The sequence below is a fragment of the Ruegeria sp. CF3 genome (assembly GCF_056537365.1).
Map to the genome: position 1 here is coordinate 819440 of NZ_JBQFRK010000001.1, position 21465 is coordinate 840904.

Below are 21465 nucleotides of genomic sequence, written 5' to 3' on the forward strand. Positions count from 1 at the left end.
GGCTGTTTTGCGCCGCTGCGTCATTGTCCGATCAGAGATCGCTTCACCAGATCGTCCCGACGCCAGTTCTCAAGCCCCTGCACAAGCCCATGCGCCATGGATGCGCGCCAGTTTGGATCAGAGATGTTCTTGAAATCGCGCGGGCTGGACAAAAAACCCAACTCAACCAGAACCGATGGGATATCGGCTGCCTTCAACACCGAAAACGACGAAGAACGTAGCGGACGACGATTCATCGGGCCTCCCTGCTGCGTCATTCCATCCACCAGCGAGCGCGCCAGTGCGCTACTGCGTGGCACAGTCTCTTGCCGAGCCAGATCCAGCAACACATCAGCGACCTGATCGTCTGCACCGCTGAGATCAATACCTGCGATCAAATCACTCCGGTCATGCCGTTCGGCCAGCTTTTGACTGGCAACGTCTGAAGCTTCCTCTGAAAGAGTGTACACGACCGACCCATGCGCCAGCCCTTCGGAAAGCGAATCCGCATGCAGTGAGATAAACACGTCGGCCCCGGCCTGATGTGCCAGCGAGATACGGCGTTCGAGCGAGACGAATTGATCGTCAACACGCGTCATCACCACTTCGAAACCGCCGGTACGCAGCAGCGCCTCTCGCAGCTCTCGCGCGAAGGTCAGCATCAGTGTTTTCTCATTGGTATCAGCGAATTCTGCCCCGGGATCAATGCCGCCATGCCCGGGATCCAGCATGACCCGTACCGCCCGCACGCCGTCGCGCCGCGGCAGTGCCGGTGTCACTGCGGGTTCCGGCAAATCCCAGCCGGGCTGACGGGGGGCACCTGCGCTGGCTGCAAAACTGTCAAAATCAGTGCCTTTCAGGTGCAGCGATAGTTGAGCAGTGCCCGTCGCCTGATCAACCCGCAGATCAGCTGTTTCCACCGCCAGCGGAGCGCCCAGCTCCAACACCAGACGCGACCAACCGGGCACGTATGCGCCGAATTGAACACCGCTGATCCGGCTGGTTTGCAGAAAGGTCTCGCGGTTCAGGCCAGACCAGTCGACCTCTTGGAAATCCAGCACCACGCGGTATGGATCGCGCAGTGTGAACACGCGGTATGGCACGCCTTGAGTCAACCCAAGTTCGACCCTTACGCCGGTATTGCCATCATCGACGATTCCGCTCTGGTCCGGAAGGACGCGTGCAAGCGCGCTAAAGTCCTGCGCGACAGCAGCACCAGTCAGCGCCCATATCAGGGCGATTGCGTAGAAAATCCTGCTCATGGCCTCAAGTTATCCCGAGATCGTTTGAGGCAGAGCCTATCGCATGACGCCGCCTTTGTGAACGCTTTAGGCCGATTGCGGGATCGCACCCCGCTTGGCCATAAAACGTTGCAGCCGATCCAGCCCATCCTGAATGTCTTCGGTCGATCGCGCATAGGAAAATCGCAGCGTCGTGTGCCCGCGCACCGGGTCGAAATCCAGCCCCGGCGTCACGGCAACCCCGGCTTTGTCGAGAATCTCGGCTGCAAATGCCCGGCTGTCATCGGTCAAGTCTGAGACATCCGCGTAAACATAAAACGCCCCATCCGGCGGTGCGATATTGGTAAAACCGGCCTTGGGCAACCCGTCCAGCATCAACAGACGATTGCGGCGGTATACATCCAGATTTGCCTGCAATTCGTCGTTACAATCCATAGCTGCCAATGCGGCCACCTGACTGGCGTGAGGCGCGCAGATGAACATGTTCTGGGCAATCCGCTCAACCACCCGTACCTGATCTTCGGGCACAACCATCCAGCCAACGCGCCAACCGGTCATCGAGAAATATTTGGAGAATGAGTTGATCACATAGCACTCATCCGTCAGCTCCAGCGCAGTGACGGCTTTGGCCTCGTATTCCAGCCCGTGATAAATCTCGTCACTGATGAACGATGCACCCTGCGCGTGCGCCGCATCGATCAGCGCCTGCATCGCCGCATGATCCAGCATTGTCCCAGTCGGGTTGGCAGGCGAGGCAACCATCAATCCCTGCAAATCAAGCCCCGTAAAATCGGCGGGCACCGGCTGCAGCCGGTTTTCCGGTGCTGTCGGCAAGTCTACCGGCACCAAACCCAATGCTTTCAGGATTTGCCTATATGAGGGATATCCCGGGGCACCAATCCCCACCCGATCACCGCTGTCGAACAGAGCGGTAAAGGCGAGCAAAAACCCGCCCGATGATCCCGGTGTGATGACCACCCGTTCTGGATTGAGATCAACGCCATACCATTCACCATACATCTGCGCGATCCGCTGACGAAGAGCGGGCAAACCCAAAGCCACCGTATACCCAAGCGGCCCTTGTTCCATGGCCTTCGCCAATGCTTCGGTTGCCCCTTTGGGTGCGCCGGTCCCCGGTTGACCTACTTCCATGTGAACGACATGCCGCCCGGCTTCTTCCGCCTTGCGCGCGGCCTCCATCACGTCCATCACGATGAAGGGATCGACCCCGGAACGGGTTGAGTTTCTCATGGCCATCTCCCATGTTGCAGCCATGGCTTTTGAACGCTTATCCCGGCTGGCGTCAATCCCGGCCGTGTTGCTGCTGGCAGTGACATGGTCGATCAGCGCCATGCAGGCCAGCGCGCAAAGCCTTATCCGCGATCCCGACATTGAACACGGGCTGCAAGAGCTCGCCTTTCCGATCCTGCGGGCCGCTGGCCTGAACACCAACCGGGTGCGCGTACTGATCGTCAATGATGGTACGTTCAATGCCTTCGTGATCGATTACAACACGATCTATATCAACTATGGCTTGATCCTAAGCGTCGATACGCCCGAGATGCTGCAAGCGGTGATCGCACACGAGGCCGCGCACATCGCCAACGGCCACTTGGCCAGACGCTCAGAGAACCTGCGCGCGGCGCAACGTAACGCGCAGCTTGGGACGCTTTTAGCACTTGCAGCCGCGGCCGCAGGTGGCGGAGAAGCTGCAGCAGGAATTGCAGCGGGCACACAAGCCTCGGCGCTGCGCAGCTTTCTGGGCCATACGCGGGCTGAAGAAGCCTCGGCGGATCGAAGTGCTGCCAGCTATTTGCGTTGGGCGGGAGTATCTCCGCGCGGGATGGTCAACCTGCACCGTAAGTTCGCGGGGCAAGAGCTGTTGAACCCCGTCAATCAAGACCCCTACATGCGCTCACACCCTACCAGCCGCGAACGTTTGCGCGCCGCCGAGGCCTTTCTGAACGAATTCGGCGACAAGGCAGAGCAAAACGCAAATGCCGATTACTGGTTCGCGCGGATCAAAGGTAAGTTGTCAGCCTTTCTTCGATCCCCGACCTGGACCATGCGTCGCGCGGGCGAAGAAAAAGATCGTGACATACGCCTGATGCGCGAGGCATCGGCCCATCATCAAAATCGCGATCTCGCCAGTGCCCGCGCCGCAATCGATGGTGCGCTGGAGATTCGCCCTGACGATCCGTTTTTTTATGAATTGAAGGGCCAGATTCTATTGGAGAACCGGCGCGTGCGCGAAGCTGTGGATGCCTACGGTGCAGCCGTTGATATGGCGCCCAACAATGCCCTGATCCTCGCCGGTTACGGACGTGCTTTGCTGGCGGATGGCAAGACGAAGAAAGCCCTGCAAGTGCTTGAAGAGGCGCGCGCACGCGACTATCGCAATGCCCGGCTGATGCAGGATCTGGGTTCTGCCTATTCGCAGGTGGGCAACAACGGAATGGCGTCTGCGGTGACTGCAGAACGCTATGCGCTGCAGGGCCGACTTGATGATGCGGGCATACATGCTAAACGGGCTGTTGCACAGCTCCCCGAAGGCTCTCCGGGTTGGCAAAGGGCACAGGATGTGTTGATTGCCTCGGAGCGCGCAAAGAAGAAGAAAAAGAGGAAACGGAAATGATCCTGAGACATGCTGCACCGGCCCTATTGGGTCTTTCCCTGATCACTGGTCCTGCGCAGGCGCTGGAATTGAACGCGATGAGCGACGCCGAGAAGGCCGAGTTTGGCGCACAGGTGCGCGAATACCTTCTGGAAAACCCCGAAGTGATCCTCGAGGCGATCAACATCCTTGAGGAACGCAATGCCGTTGCCGAGGCTCAGGCTGACAAGGAGCTTGTCGCGGCCAACGCTGACGAGCTTTTTAATGACGGTTACAGCTGGGTCGGTGGCAATCCGGACGGCGATATTACTCTGGTCGAGTTCATGGACTACCGTTGCGGTTACTGCCGGCGCGCCGTGCCCGAAGTGGCCACCCTGCTGGCCGAGGACGGCAATATCCGTCTTGTGATTAAGGAATTGCCGATCCTAGGCGATGCCTCTGTAGCGTCATCCCGCTTTGCCATCGCAACAAAACAGGTGGCCGGAGACGATGCCTATAAGCAGGTCCATGACGCTCTGCTGGAATTCAGCGGCGAGCCCTCCGAGGTGACCCTGCGCCGGATTTCAGATGGGCTGGGTCTGGACAGCGACGCGATCATCGCGGCAATGAACAACGATGAGGTCACCGAAGAAATCGCAAAAACCCGCGATCTGGCGCAAAAGCTGCGGATTTCAGGCACACCGTCCTTTGTTCTGGGCACCGAAATGATGCGCGGGTACCTGCCCGCAGACCAAATGCTCCAGATCGCAAATGGTGTTCGGGCAGAACAGGGTTAAGTCATCACTGTGGGTTTCCAGCATGGATCGACGGAACCTCTTACTCACTGGAGGTGCGCTGAGTTTTATGGGCCTGTCTAAGCAAGCCCTCGCTCAGCGCACCTCAAACTTCTTTGTACCGGCGGAAGAAGCGCCCCACGAACGCACATTTATGCAATGGCCGGTCAGCCGCAAAGTTTACCGTGACCAGATCTTTCTGGATATGGTGCAACAAACCATCGCGGAAATCGCGAACGCCATTTCCGCCTTTGAACCCGTGACGATGCTTGCGGCGGGAAAGCACCATGCGGATGCACGTCAAAAACTCTCCTCATCAGTCGAGCTCTGGGATGTTCCAACCGAAGATTTGTGGTGCCGCGACGCAGGTCCAATCTTCGTGATCGACAATCGAGGCGGGATTGCGGTCAGTCATATCCAGTTCAACGGCTGGGGCCGGAAACAGGTGCACAAACACGATGCGCAAATCGCCAGTAAGGTTGCCGATCACCTCGGCCTACCCCTGCTTCCAACCGGCTTGAAAGGCGAGGCCGGCGGTGTAGAACAAGACGGTCATGGGTTGATCATGGCCCATGAAAGCTCGTGGGTGAATGAGAACCGCAATCCAGACCTGTCACGCAACGAAATTGAATCCCGATTACTGGCAGCCTATGGGGCTGACCGCATGGTCTGGTCTGATGGGGTCTGGGGCGAGGATATCACCGATTACCACATCGACAGTCTGGCGCGCTTCACCGGCCCTGGGCGCGTTTTGATCAACCTGCCAGACGAGCCGGATATGGATGATCCGTTTCATGTCGCGGCCCTTGATACTCATGACCGTCTCGTCGCCGAAGGATTGCAGGTTGAGGTGATCCCTGAACCCAATAGGCGCCGAGTTAACGATCCCGAATTCGTGGCGTCTTATGCTAATTACTATGTTTGTAATGGCGGCATCGTGATGGCCCAGTTCGGAGACCGCGAAACCGATGAGATTGCACAGATGGCCCTAGCTCGTCACTACCCCGGGCGCGAGATCATTGCATTGAATGTCGACGTATTGGGCGAGCTGGGCGGCGGCATTCACTGCGCAACACAGCAAATGCCTGTTGCATAGGCCTTGTTACTCAGCAGCTTCAGCTGCCGCATCCAGCTCTGCTGCCTTCTTTTCGACCTCTTCAACGATGTGATCAATCATCTGGTCGTTTGACATCTTGTGGCTGGCTTTGCCTGCCAGATAGACCATGCCCGAGCCTGCCCCGCCACCGGTGAAACCGACATCGGTCATCAGCGCCTCACCCGGACCGTTCACGACACAGCCGATGATCGACAGGCTCATGGGTGTCTTGATGTGTTCCAAGCGATGCTCCAACGCCTCAACCGTTTTGATTACGTCAAAACCCTGTCGCGCGCAGGAGGGGCATGAGATGATGTTCACGCCGCGATGGCGCAGGCCCAGAGATTTCAGGATCTCATAGCCGACCTTGACCTCTTCCACCGGATCAGCAGACAGGCTGACGCGGATCGTGTCGCCAATGCCCATCCACAGCAGATTGCCCAGACCGATGGCCGATTTGATGGTGCCGCTGACCAGCCCTCCGGCCTCGGTGATGCCCAGATGGATGGGCGCATCCGTCGCCTCGGCAATGCCCTGATAAGCCGCGGCTGACAGGAATACATCGCTGGCTTTCACGCTGATCTTGAAGTTGTGAAAATCGTTGTCTTCGAGAATACGGATATGCTCCAACCCGCTCTCGACCATCGCTTCGGGGCACGGCTCGCCGTATTTCTCAAGCAGGTGCTTTTCCAGGCTCCCTGCGTTCACCCCGATCCGGATCGAGCAATTGTGGTCTCGCGCGGCTTTGATGACCTCTTTCACCCGTTTTTCATCGCCGATATTGCCCGGATTGATCCGCAGACAGGCCGCACCGGCCTCGGCGGATTCGATTCCGCGACGGTAGTGGAAATGAATATCAGCCACGATAGGAACAGGGCTTTCGCGCACGATCTCTTTCAGCGCTTTTGACGAGGCCTCATCCGGGACCGAGACCCGCACGATATCCGCCCCCGCCTCTGCTGCCGCCTGCACCTGTGCCACGGTCGCAGCCACGTCGGTGGTCAGCGTGTTGGTCATGGTCTGCACGGCAATCGGTGCGTCACCTCCGACGGGCACATTGCCAACCATGATCTGACGGGATTTGCGGCGATAGATATTGCGCCAAGGGCGCACGTGATTGAGCGACATGAGGATCGATCCGGATCAGCCTGAATTGACCCTTAGATAGTTCGCCATCCCTTGGGGAGCAATGCCAAGATCACTCGGTGGGCGCTTCTGCCGCCTCGGTCTGCAACTCGGCCACCAGTTGCTTGAGTGCGCTGTTCTGATCGGCCTCAAGATCGGCAACTGCGAAGGTTTCTGCAACGGCATCTTTTGACAGAACAACACCTTTGGCCACCGTACCCGGCGCGCCCACAGGACCAAAATGTTCGCCATTCATCGAGAAATAGACCGACCCCGCGGCTCCTGCTCGCAGTTGCGGGGGTTCCTCGGTGAGCGGCACTTCAAACGTGCTGCCCTGCTCAACGGTACCCAGAGTTCCTTCGAAAATCACGCTGCCATCGGCTGCCGTGACACGCATCCAAGCAGGGTTCACGGCCACGATCTTCAGCGTCGTATCCAGCTTTTCAACCACTTGAGGCAAGGCCGGGCGTTCAACCGTATGAACTTCGGTCACCTTGATCTGCGGAGGTTCGGGCGCGCGGAACGTTCCGACATTGCGCGGATCAAGGGTGGAAATCGGCGCATCCCGCGCCACCAGCACCGGCACATCAAGTGCCTGCGGACGATACAGACGATCCAGCGCTTCAGAGCTTGGCACCTCGGCGCTGGCCAGTTCCGTTGCCTCGGGCCGGGCCTGTGCGGCATCCAGCGGGTCAAGGTCTGTAAGCACGACGGGGGCCTGCTCAACCGGGCTGACCTGCACCTGCTGAATGCGGTTCAGAACCGACCAGCCCCCATAACCGATGCCGCCAATGACGGCCAACAGCACCAGCGTCGATCCAATAGCACGCGGTTCAATCTGGCTGACTACGGATTCGCGGCCCGGTATATAAGGCGTACTGGGCGAGACAAACGGATCACGTCCCATCGGCCCGCGTGAGGGCAAACCACCTTGCGCTTTTTTGACCACCGACGCCTCGGCCGACATGCCATGCGCAACCTCGAAACCGCTTTCCTGACAGAAGGTCGCAAAAGTCTCATCGGGGTTCATGCCCAGATAGCGGGCATATGAACGCACATACCCGGCGATGAAGCCGGGTGTGTCAAAGGCATCGGGATCTGCATTTTCGATGGCGGCGATGTAGTTGGCTTTGATTCGCAGTTCACGCTGCACATCCAGAAGCGACTTGCCCATCGTTGCACGTTCGCCGCGCATGACATCGCCAAGCCGTACCTCATAGTCATCAAAACCCTTGGGTCTGACGTCCATGTCTTCTTCGGAATCGCGCTGTGATCTGCGCCCAATCATTCCTGCTGCCCCATCTTTGCCTGTCGCGTGTTACGCGCAAACGTCGAATCGCCCCTATAACGATTCGTCCGCTTCTTTTGTTAGCGTAAGCTTAACACGCAGCAAACTCGTTGCACACTTTAGCGTGAGGTTATCCAGCAAGTTCGGCGCGATTTAGCGCACAATGTGACCAAAGTTCGTCCATCGCCTGCACCAGACGGTTCATTTCGTCGGGTCCATGCACCGGAGATGGCGTAAACCGCAGACGTTCGGTGCCGCGCGGAACGGTCGGGAAATTGATTGGCTGCACATAGATACCATAGTCATCCAGCAGCATATCGCTCAACTTCTTGGTGTGGACTGGGTTGCCAACGATCACCGGCACAATGTGGCTGCCGTGATCAATCAGAGGCATGCCAAGCCCTTTCAGCCTCAGCTTAAGAATGCTGGCCTGGGTCTGGTGCTGCTCGCGCAGTTCAGGCGCGCGCTTGAGATAGGCCACCGAGGCTGCCGCCCCTGCCGCAACCGCAGGTGGCAGCGAGGTAGTGAAGATGAAGCCCGGCGCATAGGACCGGATGGCGTCACACATCTTGGCACTAGCCGCGATGTAGCCGCCCATGACACCATAGGCTTTGGCAAGCGTTCCGTTGATGATGTCAATGCGATGCGCCAACCGATCACGCTCGGTTACACCCCCGCCGCGGGGGCCGTACATGCCAACCGCGTGAACCTCATCAATATAGGTCAAAGCACCGAATTCATCGGCCAGATCGCAAATCTCTTCAATGGGTCCGAAATCGCCATCCATCGAATAGACCGACTCAAACGCGATCAGCTTGGGGGCTGCAGGGTCATCAGCCTCCAGCAACTCACGCAGATGTGCCACGTCATTGTGGCGGAAGATGCGTTTGGCACCCCCGTTGCGGCGCACGCCTTCGATCATCGACGCATGGTTCAGTGCATCGGAATATATAATCAGGCCGGGGAACAGTTTTGGCAGAGTGCTGAGTGTCGCGTCATTGGCGATATAGGCACTCGTGAATAGCAGTGCGGCTTCTTTGCCGTGCAAGTCCGCCAATTCAGCTTCCAGCCGTTTGTGATAGACTGTCGTGCCTGAAATGTTGCGCGTCCCGCCCGAGCCTGCGCCTGCGGCCTCCACCGCCTCGTGCATGGCCTCCAAAACAACAGGATTCTGACCCATGCCCAAATAATCATTGCCACACCACACGGTGATGTTCTGCTGCGAACCATCGGGACAAGTCCGTACCGCATACGGAAAATGACCGTTCCGACGTTCAATATCGATAAAGGTTCGATAACGTCCTTCGTCATGCAGCCTGGCAATCGCTGTATCGAGCTGAGCAGTATAGTCCAACGGACCCTCCTTGGATGCCCGGTTATTGTAGCCCCGGGCGACTTTTTTCGCCACTTCACAAGCCGGGCTGGAAGTATGGCGTCGCGTTCATCTGTCCAACTGGCCTACAGCCGAACAGCCGAACCCAACTTTGATTTGCATCAAATAACGCCAAACGCCTAAACCGACAAGCAAAGTTACGACCACAAGACGCGAGGAAACGCCGCAGGCCTTTCCCCCAGATCCAGCACAGAAACCTGCTGGACGGTACCGCCCATGCTGATAGGCTCTGCCCAATTTCAAGACCTTCCCAGGAGACCCCTATGTCGCTTGACGCTGTACTGAGCCGGATCGACGCCGATCTGACCACCTCCATCGACCGCCTGATGGAGTTTCTGCGCATTCCCTCCATCTCGACTGACCCGGCCTTCAAGGACCAAGTCGACCTGGCTGCCGATTGGCTGGTGGCGGATCTGAAAAGTATCGGTATTGCAGCCGAAAAGCGCGAAACTCCGGGACATCCCATGGTCGTTGGCCATGTCGGTGAGGACAGCGGTGGGCCGCATGTTCTGTTCTATGGGCACTATGATGTGCAACCTGTCGATCCGCTGGAGCTGTGGACACGCGATCCTTTCGATCCGGCTTTGGAAGACACTCCACACGGACAGGTGATACGCGGGCGCGGCGCTTCTGACGACAAAGGCCAACTGATGACCTTCGTCGAGGCCTGCCGCGCCTGGAAAGCAGTGCATGGCACCCTGCCCTGCCGCATCACGTTTTTCTTCGAAGGTGAGGAAGAATCCGGGTCGCCCTCGCTCGTGCCATTTCTCAAAGCAAACAAATCCGAGCTTCAGGCGGATCTCGCGCTGGTCTGTGATACTTCGATGGTGTCGCGGGGGGTGCCTTCGATAGCGTCGCAATTGCGCGGCATGCTCAAGGATGAATTCACAATCATCGGTCCCCGCATCGACCTGCATTCGGGCCACTATGGCGGGCCGGGTCTGAACCCGCTGCGGGAACTGTCGCGCATCGTCGCATCCTTCTATGATGAAGAAACCGGCCGCGTCGCAGTCGAAGGTTTTTACGAAGGCGTACACGAAGTCCCGGCCGAGCAGTTGCGCCAATGGGAGAATTGCGGGTTCGATGAAGCGGAATACCTGAATTCGGTTGGCTATACCGAGCCGCACGGTGAAACAGGCTATTCCACGCTGGAACAACAATGGGCGCGACCCACGCTCGAAGTGAATGGCCTTTGGGGAGGTTACAACGGCGCGGGATCCAAAACCGTTATCCCGTCCGAGGCACATTGCAAGATCACCTGCCGCCTGGTCGGCGACATGGACCCGGACGCGCTCCGCAAAAGGATCCGCAAACATGTCGAAGAGCGCCTGTCTACGGATGCAAAAGTGGTCTGGGACAGTGATCTCGAAGGCTCTCCTGCTTCGGTGATGAACCTTAGCCGCCCAGAATTCGAAGCGGCCCGCAGAGCACTTTCGGACGAGTGGAATCGCGAGGCCGTTTTCACCGGGATGGGCGGATCAATCCCGGTGGTTGGATATTTCAATACAGTGTTGGGGCTGGATTCGATGCTGGTTGGGTATGCCAATGACGATGATGCCATCCACTCGCCGAACGAGAAATACGACGTCAAAAGCTTCCACAAAGGCATCCGCTCGTGGGCCCGTATATTGGAAGCAATAAATAAATGAGGATCCTTTGCGAGGCTCTGCCTCGCGCTCCGAGGTATTTTCGGCCAGATGAAGTACGGATCCCCTGCTTCATCTGGCTATAAATATCTCGGGGGAGTCGCGGCTTGCCGCGGCGGGGGCAGAGCCCCCTGTCCTTACATGTGGATCACGCGTCCATAGGCATCCAGCACGCTTTCATGCATCATTTCAGACAGCGTCGGATGCGGGAAGACGGTGTTCATCAGGTCTTCTTCAGTGGTTTCCAACTGGCGACCGACCACATAGCCCTGAATAAGCTCTGTGACTTCGGCACCGATCATGTGTGCACCTAGCAGTTCCCCAGTCTTGGCATCGAAGACGGTCTTGATCAGTCCCTCGGGCTCACCAAGCGCGATGGCCTTGCCGTTGCCGATGAACGGGAAGCGTCCGACCTTGATCTCATAGCCCAGCTCTTTGGCCTTGGCTTCGCTATACCCAACCGAAGCGACCTGAGGCTGGCAATAAGTGCAGCCCGCGATGCTTTCAGGCTTGACCGGATGTGCGTGTTTGCCCGCGATCAGCTCAGCTACCATCACGCCTTCGTGGCTGGCTTTGTGTGCCAGCCAGGGCGCCCCGGCGATATCACCTATTGCGTAAAGCCCGTCTACCCCAGTGCGGCAGTATTCATCGGTGACCACGTGCGTGCGGTCGATCTTCACACCCAAGGCTTCAAGCCCGAGGTTTTCCACATTGCCGACGATGCCCACGGCCGAGATCACCGTGTCAAAATCGTGTTTCTCAACCTTGCCTTTCAGCTCGATATGCGCAGTCACCTTGCCCTTGGCGCGGTCCAATTGTTTAACCATCGCCTTTTCCATGATGGTCATGCCCTGCTTGGTGAAAGCTTTCTTGGCAAATGCACTGATCTCGGCATCTTCTACAGGCAGCACTCGATCCATCACCTCGACCACGGTCGTGTCCGCGCCCAACGTGTTATAGAAGCTGGCGAATTCGATCCCGATCGCACCCGAGCCGATGACCAGCAGTTTCTTGGGCATCCGCGGCGGTTGCAGCGCGTGTTTGTACGTCCAGACCAGATCGCCATCCGCTTCAAGGCCCGGCAGTTCGCGCGCCCGGGCACCGGTGGCCAGAACGATATTCTTCGCGGTTAGGTCTTCCGTGCCTTTGTCTGTTTTGACGCTGACCTTGCCCTTGGCGGGGATCGATGCCTCGCCCATGACAACAGCGACTTTGTTCTTTTTCAGCAGATGACCTATACCGCCGGACAACTGCGCGGCAACACCGCGCGAGCGCTTCACAACCGCATCCAGATCGTAGCCGACCTTGTCGGCTTTCAAGCCAAAATCCTTGGCACGCTCCATCAGGTGAAACACTTCCGATGACCGCAGTAGTGCCTTTGTCGGGATACAACCCCAGTTCAGGCAGATACCACCCAGATGCTCGCGCTCGACAACAGCGGTCTTCAGGCCCAGTTGCGCCGCGCGAATAGCGGCTACATAGCCACCGGGGCCAGCCCCGATTACGATCAGATCATAAGATTGTGCAGCCATGTTTCCCTCTCGGCACAGGTCAGTTCAAAAACTAGTTTACCGTTAAACTATTTTTTACAACGCATCAACATCAGAGCCCGCGACATATGTGACGCGGGGTCAAATCAGGTATTTGGGGCTGAATTCAGCCTATACCCACGTTACCGCAAAGGCTAGAACTGACGAATATGCACTACCAGTTTTTGACCTTCCCGATTTTCGAAAGGCGTATCATGGCTAAAACGCTCAAAGATTTACTGCTCGCTCTTTTGAACGCGACATTGATATTGTTGGCTTTATGCCTGTTTCTGGGGTGGAAACTTGCGCAGTCTGTCGATCAGATCCGGGTCGGGTTTGCTGAGAACCTGCAGGTCGTGGCGCCGCTACGAGATCAGGCGCAGGGAATTCGTGGGGAACTGGCCGCGTTGCGCAGCGATCTTGCAACCCTTAGCAGTCAGGGCACGCAACTCGATGCGGTCACGCGCCAACAGCTGAATGCGGCATTGCGACGTTTGGGTGATCTGGAGGGGAAGCTGGAAGACACTCAGACCCGATTGGCGGGCCTGGTCGAAAAACCAGAAGACTTGATCGACTATGCCATCACGACATCCGCCGACACTGTCACCGACCGCCTTCTGATCCTAAAAGGCTGTGAGCCCACGACCTAGGTCGCGGCCTGCAACTCGCGCACAGTCGAACCATATCCGCCATTACTGACATATGCGGCTTCGTGTTCAGTGGTCGCGCGTTCCAGCGCATCGTTTCGATACGGGAAACGACCGAACTTGCGGATCACTTCACGATGAGCGCGCGCATGAAGCAGATTGCTCTCGCCGCCTTCCGGCATCCGTTCGATCATAAGGCGCACACAGCGCTCCTGATCGCACAGATTTTCCGAATGCATCATCGGCAAATAAAAGAACTGCCGCGCCGGTTCGTCGATCTTAAGATCCCAGCCTTTGTCGACCGCGCATTTCGCTGCAGCCAGTGCTGCCCGATCCGATGCAAAGGCCTGTTTGCTTCCTCGGAACATGTTGCGAGGCAACTGATCCATAAGAATAATATAGGCCAGCGAACCGCTAGGATAGGTCAGCCAAAGCGAGAATTTACCCTCACACGCGGCTTCCCATGTTGAAAGAAATTTATCCCGGATCCGCGCATCCAGCGCTTCATCCTGCAGGTACCACCCCTCGGGGCCAACCTCATCTAACCAAAAACTCAATACTTCTTCAGGACCTACCATTGCCCTAGACTCCGTAATTGCCCTCCCCAGGACGTAACGTCATTAAAATCACTTTTACAGATTTGTGACAGTAACATATTGCAACACAAAAGTCACATTTCCGGCGCTCAGGCGGGTTCTTGCGTATCCTGCTCGTCCTGGGCTGCCTCAATGGCGACCTCTTGCGCAACTTCCAGAGCAACGGGCGAAGATGTCGGGTAAATCGGGGCAATCGATCCGGTTTCATCCACGGGTTTGTAGACGCGCTGGGTCATACGATAGGCCGCATAGGCGGCCATGATGAACATCAGCGCCGCGATGAACAGGAAAAAGCCTTGTGGGCCGAGCACGCCAGCCCCCATTAGCCAACCGGTGATAATTGGACCTGCGATAGCGCCCAAGCCGTTAATAAAAACCAGGCCGCCCGAAGCCGCCGACATATCGTCATACTCCAAGTAGTCATTGGTATACGCGATCAACAGAGAATAGAGCGGGCTTGTCATGCCGCCGATGATAAAGGCAGCTACGAGAAGCATGGTGAAAGTGACGCCCAGTATCATGCCTATCACGGCGCCTACCCCACCAACAGCGGCCACCAGCATGATCAGCAGACGGCGGTCCATTCTGTCGGACATCCAGCCCAACGGATATTGCAGGACTACGGCGCCGATATAAAACACCGCTACGAAGGTCGAAATCTCGACCAGACTCAATCCAACCTGGGCGCCATAAACGGCGCTCATCCCGAATTGCGCTGAAAATATCCCGCCAAGCAAGAACATGCCGACGCAGCCCAGCGGCGATGTTTCCATCAGCTGGCGCAATGTCATCGGTTTGGTGGTATCGAACGCCGGGGTCGGAGAAATGGACAGCAGGATAGGCGCAAATGAGATCGAAACCAGTATAGAAGCGATGACAAAGGTCTCATATCCTGCCGGGTCGCCGACCAGCAACAAGGCCTGGGCACTCACCACACCTGTCATCTGCACCATCATATAAAGCGACAGCGCCTGCCCTCGGTTCTCGTTGTTTGCGGCATTGTTCAGCCAGCTTTCCGCGGTCACATACACGCCCGAAAAACAGAACCCGATAATCACGCGGCCAATCGACCATGCAATTGGATCGGTCAGCATCGGATACATGATCATGACCGCCGAGATAAACGAGGCCAGCGCCGCAAACACGCGCACGTGCCCGACGCGGCGGATCATTTCAGGTGCCAGACGCGAGCCGCCAAGGAACCCAAGGAAATAGGCCGACATCACAAAGGACATCTCTAGAGTCGAGAATCCCTCGATTTCTCCACGCACCCCCAGCAACGTGCCCTGCAGGCCGTTGCCGACCATCAGCAACCCCATTCCCAGAAGAAGCGCCCAAGCGCTGGAAAGAACCTGAAGCATTCTGCCTATCCAAAATTGCCGGTGTGTTTTGTCCGCTTTGCCGTCAATGACGAAGCACGTCGCGCTTGTCTACGACATTGTAAGGGCGCAGATGGCCAAGATACGACTATGGTATCAGCAGAGACGCGTCGCCGTATGAGAAAAAGCGATATTCTTCTGCGATAGCGTGGTCATAGACCGACTTGATCCGATCCTGCCCAATCAACGCCGAAACCAGCATCAGCAATGTGGATTTCGGCAGGTGGAAGTTGGTCATCAGCGCATCAGTGACGTGAAATTCAAAACCTGGGTATATGAAGATATCGGTCTCGCCTTCCCACGGCGCGATCCGGCCGCAGCGTGCCGCGCTTTCGATCAGTCGAAGGGCGGTTGTGCCCACCGGGATAACGCGCCCGCCCGCTTCTTTGGTCGCCGCAATCTCGGCAGCGGCCTGCGCGCTGACCCGTCCCCATTCGGCGTGCATCTTGTGGGAGGTCACGTCTTCCACTTTGACCGGCAGAAATGTGCCTGCCCCCACATGCAGCGTGACATGCGTGAACTCGACACCGCGCTCCGATAGCGCCTGCAAAAGCGCATCATCAAAATGCAAGGACGCGGTTGGGGCCGCTACGGCTCCGGAGTTTCGCGCCCACACAGTTTGGTAGTCGGTCTTGTCCTGTTCATCCGCTGCACGTTTCGCTGCGATGTAGGGAGGCAACGGCATCGCGCCGGCCTGCTCCAACGCTTGATCGAAATCCTCTCCGGTCAGGTTAAAGCGCAGATAGGCTTGGCCATCGGCAACTCGGTCCAGGGTTGCGCTCAGATCGTCTGAGAATACGATCTCTTCGCCCGGTTTGATCTTCTTAAGCGGCTTGATCAGCGCGGCCCAACAACCATCAGATTGCGGGTCCAGCAATGTCGCCTCAATCGCGGCAGATACCGGCCCTTGCGCGCTGTCACGGTGGCGGCGACCGCTGAGGCGAGCGGGAATGACGCGGGTGTCGTTCAGCACCAGACGGTCCCCGGGCTGCAATATGTCCGGCAGATCGAACACGCGCCGGTCCTGAACAGCATCACCCTGCGCAAGCAGCAGTCGCGCGGACGAGCGCGGGCTGGCGGGACGCATGGCAATCAGGTGTTCGGGCAGGTGGAAGTCAAAGTCGCTGAGTTTCATGGCCGCGCCATACATCGGCCCGACAGATTCGGCCACAGCTCAGATCAGCGATCCTCGCCACGTGTCTGGAAGGCGGGATTGGGTTCGCCAGATCGATCCGGTGTGGCATTCGGGCCATCCGAGACCGTTGGCGCAGGCTCGCGCAACAGGTTGCGCAGAAACAGAGGTGCGAGACCAGACAGAGGATTGACCGAAACTTGCGGGTCGGACAGCGGTCCGGATAAAGTGTAGTTGAAGGCAAAGATACCTTCCCCCTTTTTGGTCAGAACGCTGCCAATTGCATTGACCAGATAGATCGGTGAAATCGCGCCGCGCAGGTTCAGCATCCCGGCTACAGTGTCGACCGTACCATCAAAGGACAGCCCCATTGATGGCCCCACGGCACTACCGCTCAGCACCTTCACCTCGGTCGGAGTGATACGCATTTTGCTGTCGATGGCTGCGAAGAAAATACCTTGCCCCGCCATTTCATCCAGCAACCCCACCAGACTGATCGCGTTCAATATCGCTGCCATGGCCGGGGCGTCCGTGATCCGCGTATTTTTGATTTTCAGGTCGACGTCATAGTTTCCAGGCTCCGCGATCGGATCCAGCTGCAATTGCATTGTTCCACCGCGTGCCTGCGTCAGAACCCCCGCTGATCGCAGAACTGCCCCCGCATCGTCCGAGGTTAGACCAACCGCAGATCGGGACGCGCGCGGGGTGACCTGTCCGCGGATCGCTGCACCGCCATTGACTTGCGACGCAAAGTTGCCGGTCAGTCCGCCAGTGGTTTGAAACGAGCCAGTCAACCCGGTCAACGCAACGGATTCAGTGACTTGTAGTCGGTCCAGCTTCACATCCAGCTTTGGCCCGGGCCCGGCAGCACCACTGCTGCTGCCTCCCTCGCCGATGGTGGATTTTCCCAGATCAAGGACGCCGCCCAACACACGGATATCCGGCAGCGCGGCGCCACGCCCAATCAATTCCGCCGGAACTGCAAGCCAGTCGCCCAGTTCGAACGTGCTGAACCGTACCCTTTCGAACCCGCCATCCCGGAACGAGATCGCTGCAGTTGTCCGTAGACCAGCAGCGTTGATCCGAAGGGAATCGACACTTAGCTGAGCGCCCAGCGTGGCCTCGGCAGTCAGAGAGCCGCCAGTGCTGGCTGATTTGCGCCATCCAAGCTCAGGGATCGCCAACGCGACGCCAACCAAATCGGACTGTGCCGATAAGCGCGGGGGCTCACCCGCACCAAGACTCAGGCTGAAATCGGCGATCCCCTCTCCGGTCAACATGCCGCGCGGCAGTCCGGCATTGATTTGTTCCATCAGACGCGGGGAGAGTTCGATTTGACCTGTCAGTTCGCTTTGCTGCGGGGTTTCGCCTCCGATCGGCTGCCGCCAAAGCGCTTCAACCGGTACGACACCAAACAGCCCCTCGCCCTGGATGGCCACTTGCGTCTGGTCGCCGTTCAGGTCCAATCGGTCTGCGCTGACTTCAAATCCGGGTACCAGCTTGCTGCTGTCCAAATTCGACAACTCGCCAATGAAATGGAACCTGGTATCTTCCAGCTTCAGGCCCTTGATCAGCGGCAAGGAAAGCGTTCCACTCAGACTGACCTGACCGTCGGCCAGATCCACCGGCAGATTGGCCTTGGTCAACAGTTGCAGCGGCGGGCGGTCCAGCAATGACATGGCTGCGGTTACACTGCCGCTGGCCTTAATCCGCGCAATGGCCGGGGTGGTTTTTTTGATGCCGGTATCGGGGATGATGAACGAGGTGCCCGAGGCATCAACGGTACCTCCTTCATCCGCGATCACAATCCCCTTTTGCGCCGAGACGGTAAAGCGCCGGTTGAGCAGGCTGGCCTGTCCCTGCGCGTCTTGGATGGTTGGCAACGTCTTGGCGAACCGTATCTCGGTCTTGTCGAATTCGAAATCCGCATAGATGTCCGGCTTTTCTCCGGGCCGCAAACGCAGGGCGAAATCCAGATCGGACATTTCTCCGTGATAGAGGTTATCGGTGACCCAAAGGCGCGGTTTCGGGGCAAGTCGTTCGGGCCAGTAGTTCAACAGCTGATCAGAGCTCATCCGATCAATCTGTGCATCAATGGCTGCGACCCAGCCGTCGGTCAAACCAGCCAGAGACCCGCTGAGCCGTGCGCGATGTGCACCGTCTTCAACCGTCATTTGCCCCAGCTGTATACGGAACGGCGCAAGTTTCATCTGGAAATCAACATCGGCCCGCGTCAGATTCAGTGCTTCGGGGAACAGATTGGCCGGGTTGATCTCAATCCCGCTGAGGCGGAACTGCCCCGACATACTGTCCAACCCGCCAGCTTTGACCCCATGTAGAAAGGCCTTGCCATCTGCCTGCACCGTACCCCAGGCAGACTGGATCGAGACTTCGTTGAAATCCAGCGCCTGTTGTTTCGGGTCGTAGGTAAAATACGTCCGCGCCGCGTCGAATTTGATCGGTGTTGTTTCAGGCGTGGGCTGCACGGCGCCTGCACCCAGATTCAACGTGGCAAAGACCGGCCCCAGCGCGCCCTCAGTATCAATGCCACCCCTCAAAGCACCTGAGATCGGTGTGCGAAGTACCTGCATCCATGCCAGCGCCGGGCTGTGGCCTGCGATATCCTCGGCGGGAAGATCGGTGATCGAGATGCCGAACTGCGCAGCGGGACTGCCCAGCAAACTGGTATAGTTGGCCTCGATCGTGCTGACATAATCGCGACCGGCCAGCACCGAGAAATTGGTGGCCAGACGAACCTCACCCGCGCTGCGGTTGGCCTGAATACGCCCGCCGTCCAGCACCCAGGACCGGCCCAACCGCAGGTCCTGATAGTCCAGCGTAATTGCATCCAGTTCGACCGAGGTCAGGGCTGACAAAATAGGCGCCTGGAACACCTCGTCCGATGATTCAATCAGCTGCGCCAGGTTCCGGGCCTGACCGACCGGCGCACTTCCGGCACCGACGGTCAGCGACAGCGCTCCATCGACACCCCGTGTCAGTGCAATCTGCGCGCCTTGCAATATGATCCGCTTCGGGCGCACATGCCCGCGCAGCAGCGGGCGCATCGACAGGCTGGCCCGCAGGTCGGACACTTCGGCAATCTGCCGTCCGTCCGCATCGCTGATACGAACATCAGTCAGTCGCAGTCGCGGACGCCAGCCTTCATGAATGATGAAACTGACATCGCCGAACCGAACTTTGACGCCACCCAATGTCTGATCAAGGCGCGCCTCGACCCGGTCGCGCAACCAATCCGGCGCGTGCATGCGCTGGCCGACAACCATAAAGCCGGTGACCAGTGCCAGAAATCCAAGGATGAAGACACCGCGCAATGTCCACAGCCCGGCGGTCCGACGCCGCGACCGACGGCGGGGTTTCTTATCCGCCTTCGTGTCATCCTGCTGTTCTTGCTGGACCAATTTGCGTCTCACGCCTTTCAACCTGTCAACGGAGCCCTATGATATGCGGCAACCGTTAATTTCTCAGCCGGAGTTTGAATATGCCCGAAGTCTCAGACATCGCACCCGACTTTACACTGCCTCGCGACGGCGGCGGCGAGGTGACCCTGTCGGAACAGCGTGGCCGCGCGGTCGTTCTGTTTTTCTATCCCCGCGATGATACGCCGGGCTGCACCAAGGAATCCATCGGTTTCTCGGAACAACTACAAGCCTTTGCGGATGCGGGTGCTAACGTTTTCGGCATCTCGCGCGATACCGTGGCAAAGCATGACAAATTTGTCGCCAAGCACGGCCTTACGACGCCGCTTTTGTCCGATGAGGGTCAGAGCGTGTGCGAAGATTATGGCGTCTGGGTCGAAAAGAACATGTACGGACGCAAATCCATGGGGATCGAACGCTCGACCTTTCTGATTGATGCGGATGGAAAAATCGCCCGTGTCTGGCGCAAGGTGAAAGTGCCGGGTCATGTGGACGAAGTGTTGGAGGCCGCACGCGCGCTCTAGCCCTCTCGACCCGCGCGGGCATCAAGGGTATGACCCGCGCGGAGTGCAGCGTAAGGGGGCAAGCGTGTCAAAAACACTGACCGAAATGGCGACCGAGGTTTTGACCACATCAGTCGGTCGCGAGAAAACCGCCCTGTCCAAACGATACGCCGCTGCCTGGTTCGCAGCCCGGCAGGGCGACGCGCCCAAGATCGAAGTGGGCACCGCAAAGCCACCGCTATACCCTGCGCGACCTGAAAAGCCCGAACTGTTGTCGCCTCGTGATGTACCGCGCCGAAGGGCTGGGTCCGAGGCCGGCCGCATCGCACTGTTGCACGCTGTCGCTCATATAGAGTTGAACGCCGTTGATCTGCATTGGGATATCATCGCGCGCTTTGGCCATGTGCCCATGCCCATCGGCTTCTATGACGATTGGGTGAAATGCGCCGAAGAAGAATCGCGCCATTTTGAGATGGTCTGCGACTGCCTCGAACAGATGGGCAGCCACTATGGCGCCCTGCCCGCCCATGCAGGCATGTGGCGCGCCGCCGAGGACACCGCACAGGATCTTATGGGTCGTCTTGCCGTCGTCCCAATGGTGCTTGAGGCACGTGGGTTGGACGTGACCCCCGGAATGGTCGACATTTTCCGCAAGGCCAAGGCTGACGACGCAGTCGCTGCACTGGAAGTGATTTATGCCGAGGAAGTTGGTCACGTCGCCTATGGCTCGAAATGGTTCCACTTCTTGTGCGGGCGCGAGAATGCCGACCCCAAGGATGTATTCCACGCCCTCGTCCGCCGCTATTTCCACGGCGCGCTGAAACCACCATTTAACGAAGAGAAACGGGCCGAGGCCGGACTGCCGCCAGATTTCTATTGGCCCCTGACCGAAGACCTGCCACCACCCGGAGTTGTGTCGGATTGACAGCAAATGCTCGCTATCGGCAAGTTCTCGCCGATCACGTGCGGTAATTCTCCGTTCATAGCTCTTGATTGGTTAACAAACTTGCCCGAATGCCTCGACCGCTTTATGCAATCGCGTCAAGGAGCGGCTACTCACTCACGACCGGCTCCGAGATATGGGGAC

Annotated in this window: 17 protein-coding genes; 7 read left to right on the forward strand and 10 right to left on the reverse strand. The window is 58.0% G+C overall.

What is annotated here, in order from left to right:
* Positions 1-20: 20 nt before the first annotated feature.
* Together ACR0KC_RS04150 and ACR0KC_RS04155 are read right to left on the reverse strand one after the other, a co-directional pair.
* The gene (locus ACR0KC_RS04150; RefSeq protein ID WP_170512067.1) at positions 21-1241 is read right to left on the reverse strand and encodes an N-acetylmuramoyl-L-alanine amidase; all 1221 of its coding nucleotides are present in this window, start codon (positions 1239-1241) and stop codon (positions 21-23) included.
* A gap of 66 nt (positions 1242-1307) precedes the next feature.
* Entirely contained in the window at positions 1308-2471 is a 1164-nt protein-coding gene (locus ACR0KC_RS04155) for a pyridoxal phosphate-dependent aminotransferase (RefSeq protein WP_480771515.1), read from the reverse strand.
* Here ACR0KC_RS04155 and ACR0KC_RS04160 point away from each other — a divergent pair.
* Genes ACR0KC_RS04160 through ACR0KC_RS04170 form a run of 3 tightly spaced genes read left to right on the forward strand, consistent with a single transcriptional unit; the run spans position 2470 to position 5703 of the window.
* A complete protein-coding gene (locus ACR0KC_RS04160; RefSeq protein ID WP_480771516.1) occupies positions 2470-3855 on the forward strand; it encodes a M48 family metalloprotease in 1386 nt (461 codons plus the stop codon). The two genes, ACR0KC_RS04155 and ACR0KC_RS04160, sit on opposite strands and share 2 nt — an antisense overlap.
* Entirely contained in the window at positions 3852-4610 is a 759-nt protein-coding gene (locus tag ACR0KC_RS04165) for a DsbA family protein (RefSeq protein ID WP_480771517.1), read from the forward strand. The genes ACR0KC_RS04160 and ACR0KC_RS04165 overlap by 4 nt, the downstream gene beginning before the upstream one ends.
* 22 nt (positions 4611-4632) lie before the next feature.
* Positions 4633-5703 (forward strand): agmatine deiminase family protein, encoded by a 1071-nt coding sequence (locus ACR0KC_RS04170; protein WP_480771518.1) that lies wholly within the window; start codon positions 4633-4635, stop codon positions 5701-5703.
* 6 nt (positions 5704-5709) lie between these two features.
* Here ACR0KC_RS04170 and ispG read toward each other — a convergent pair whose 3' ends face one another.
* From ispG to hemA, 3 genes are all read right to left on the reverse strand, one after another.
* A complete protein-coding gene (gene ispG, locus ACR0KC_RS04175) occupies positions 5710-6831 on the reverse strand; it encodes a flavodoxin-dependent (E)-4-hydroxy-3-methylbut-2-enyl-diphosphate synthase (RefSeq protein WP_170396552.1) in 1122 nt (373 codons plus the stop codon).
* Positions 6832-6901: 70 nt separating this feature from the next.
* Positions 6902-8116: a helix-turn-helix domain-containing protein gene (locus ACR0KC_RS04180; RefSeq protein ID WP_480771519.1), complete on the reverse strand. Its 1215-nt coding sequence runs from the start codon at positions 8114-8116 to the stop codon at positions 6902-6904.
* A gap of 130 nt (positions 8117-8246) precedes the next feature.
* A complete protein-coding gene (hemA, locus tag ACR0KC_RS04185; protein WP_480705104.1) occupies positions 8247-9470 on the reverse strand; it encodes a 5-aminolevulinate synthase in 1224 nt (407 codons plus the stop codon).
* A 302-nt stretch (positions 9471-9772) separates the two neighbouring features.
* Between hemA and ACR0KC_RS04190 the strand changes: the two genes are divergently transcribed.
* Positions 9773-11158 (forward strand): dipeptidase, encoded by a 1386-nt coding sequence (locus tag ACR0KC_RS04190; RefSeq protein WP_480705106.1) that lies wholly within the window; start codon positions 9773-9775, stop codon positions 11156-11158.
* A gap of 134 nt (positions 11159-11292) precedes the next feature.
* On the opposite strand, the gene lpdA is transcribed toward ACR0KC_RS04190, so the two are convergent.
* Complete coding sequence (gene lpdA / locus ACR0KC_RS04195) at positions 11293-12687, reverse strand: dihydrolipoyl dehydrogenase (protein WP_480771520.1); 1395 nt, start codon at positions 12685-12687, stop codon at positions 11293-11295.
* A gap of 212 nt (positions 12688-12899) precedes the next feature.
* Here lpdA and ACR0KC_RS04200 point away from each other — a divergent pair, with 212 nt between their 5' ends.
* Positions 12900-13334, forward strand: a complete 435-nt coding sequence (locus tag ACR0KC_RS04200) for a hypothetical protein (RefSeq protein WP_480771521.1) — start codon at positions 12900-12902, stop codon at positions 13332-13334.
* Here the strand turns inward: ACR0KC_RS04200 and ACR0KC_RS04205 are convergent.
* The 4 genes from ACR0KC_RS04205 to ACR0KC_RS04220 form a co-directional block, all read right to left on the reverse strand.
* On the reverse strand, positions 13331-13909 hold the full coding sequence (locus tag ACR0KC_RS04205) for a DUF924 family protein (RefSeq protein WP_170396541.1): 579 nt from the start codon (positions 13907-13909) through the stop codon (positions 13331-13333). The two genes, ACR0KC_RS04200 and ACR0KC_RS04205, sit on opposite strands and share 4 nt — an antisense overlap.
* Positions 13910-14016: 107 nt before the next feature.
* On the reverse strand, positions 14017-15288 hold the full coding sequence (locus ACR0KC_RS04210; RefSeq protein WP_170422201.1) for an MFS transporter: 1272 nt from the start codon (positions 15286-15288) through the stop codon (positions 14017-14019).
* A gap of 106 nt (positions 15289-15394) precedes the next feature.
* Positions 15395-16441: a tRNA preQ1(34) S-adenosylmethionine ribosyltransferase-isomerase QueA gene (gene queA, locus ACR0KC_RS04215; protein WP_480705740.1), complete on the reverse strand. Its 1047-nt coding sequence runs from the start codon at positions 16439-16441 to the stop codon at positions 15395-15397.
* A gap of 44 nt (positions 16442-16485) precedes the next feature.
* Positions 16486-19869 (reverse strand): YhdP family protein, encoded by a 3384-nt coding sequence (locus ACR0KC_RS04220; protein ID WP_480771522.1) that lies wholly within the window; start codon positions 19867-19869, stop codon positions 16486-16488.
* 68 nt (positions 19870-19937) lie between these two features.
* Between ACR0KC_RS04220 and ACR0KC_RS04225 the strand changes: the two genes are divergently transcribed.
* Both ACR0KC_RS04225 and ACR0KC_RS04230 read left to right on the forward strand, forming a co-directional pair.
* Positions 19938-20399 carry a peroxiredoxin family protein gene (locus ACR0KC_RS04225; protein WP_170396533.1) on the forward strand — a complete coding sequence of 154 codons (462 nt, stop codon included), beginning with the start codon at positions 19938-19940 and terminating at the stop codon, positions 20397-20399.
* An 85-nt stretch (positions 20400-20484) separates the two neighbouring features.
* Positions 20485-21303 carry a ferritin-like domain-containing protein gene (locus tag ACR0KC_RS04230; RefSeq protein ID WP_480585689.1) on the forward strand — a complete coding sequence of 273 codons (819 nt, stop codon included), beginning with the start codon at positions 20485-20487 and terminating at the stop codon, positions 21301-21303.
* The last annotated feature ends 162 nt before the right edge of the window (positions 21304-21465 follow it).

What these genes read in the sequence shown, in the direction of transcription:
- ACR0KC_RS04190 (WP_480705106.1), top strand. Translation starts at nt 9,773, where the DNA reads ATGTCGCTTGACGCTGTACTGAGCCGGATCGACGCCGATCTGACCACC.
- ACR0KC_RS04165 (WP_480771517.1), top strand. Translation starts at nt 3,852, where the DNA reads ATGATCCTGAGACATGCTGCACCGGCCCTATTGGGTCTTTCCCTGATC.
- ACR0KC_RS04210 (WP_170422201.1), bottom strand. Translation starts at nt 15,288, where the DNA reads ATGCTTCAGGTTCTTTCCAGCGCTTGGGCGCTTCTTCTGGGAATGGGG.
- ACR0KC_RS04155 (WP_480771515.1), bottom strand. Translation starts at nt 2,471, where the DNA reads ATGAGAAACTCAACCCGTTCCGGGGTCGATCCCTTCATCGTGATGGAC.
- ACR0KC_RS04205 (WP_170396541.1), bottom strand. Translation starts at nt 13,909, where the DNA reads ATGGTAGGTCCTGAAGAAGTATTGAGTTTTTGGTTAGATGAGGTTGGC.
- ACR0KC_RS04150 (WP_170512067.1), bottom strand. Translation starts at nt 1,241, where the DNA reads ATGAGCAGGATTTTCTACGCAATCGCCCTGATATGGGCGCTGACTGGT.
- ACR0KC_RS04225 (WP_170396533.1), top strand. Translation starts at nt 19,938, where the DNA reads ATGCCCGAAGTCTCAGACATCGCACCCGACTTTACACTGCCTCGCGAC.
- lpdA (WP_480771520.1), bottom strand. Translation starts at nt 12,687, where the DNA reads ATGGCTGCACAATCTTATGATCTGATCGTAATCGGGGCTGGCCCCGGT.
- ACR0KC_RS04170 (WP_480771518.1), top strand. Translation starts at nt 4,633, where the DNA reads ATGGATCGACGGAACCTCTTACTCACTGGAGGTGCGCTGAGTTTTATG.
- ispG (WP_170396552.1), bottom strand. Translation starts at nt 6,831, where the DNA reads ATGTCGCTCAATCACGTGCGCCCTTGGCGCAATATCTATCGCCGCAAA.
- ACR0KC_RS04160 (WP_480771516.1), top strand. Translation starts at nt 2,470, where the DNA reads ATGGCCATCTCCCATGTTGCAGCCATGGCTTTTGAACGCTTATCCCGG.
- ACR0KC_RS04200 (WP_480771521.1), top strand. Translation starts at nt 12,900, where the DNA reads ATGGCTAAAACGCTCAAAGATTTACTGCTCGCTCTTTTGAACGCGACA.
- ACR0KC_RS04180 (WP_480771519.1), bottom strand. Translation starts at nt 8,116, where the DNA reads ATGATTGGGCGCAGATCACAGCGCGATTCCGAAGAAGACATGGACGTC.
- queA (WP_480705740.1), bottom strand. Translation starts at nt 16,441, where the DNA reads ATGAAACTCAGCGACTTTGACTTCCACCTGCCCGAACACCTGATTGCC.
- ACR0KC_RS04230 (WP_480585689.1), top strand. Translation starts at nt 20,485, where the DNA reads ATGGCGACCGAGGTTTTGACCACATCAGTCGGTCGCGAGAAAACCGCC.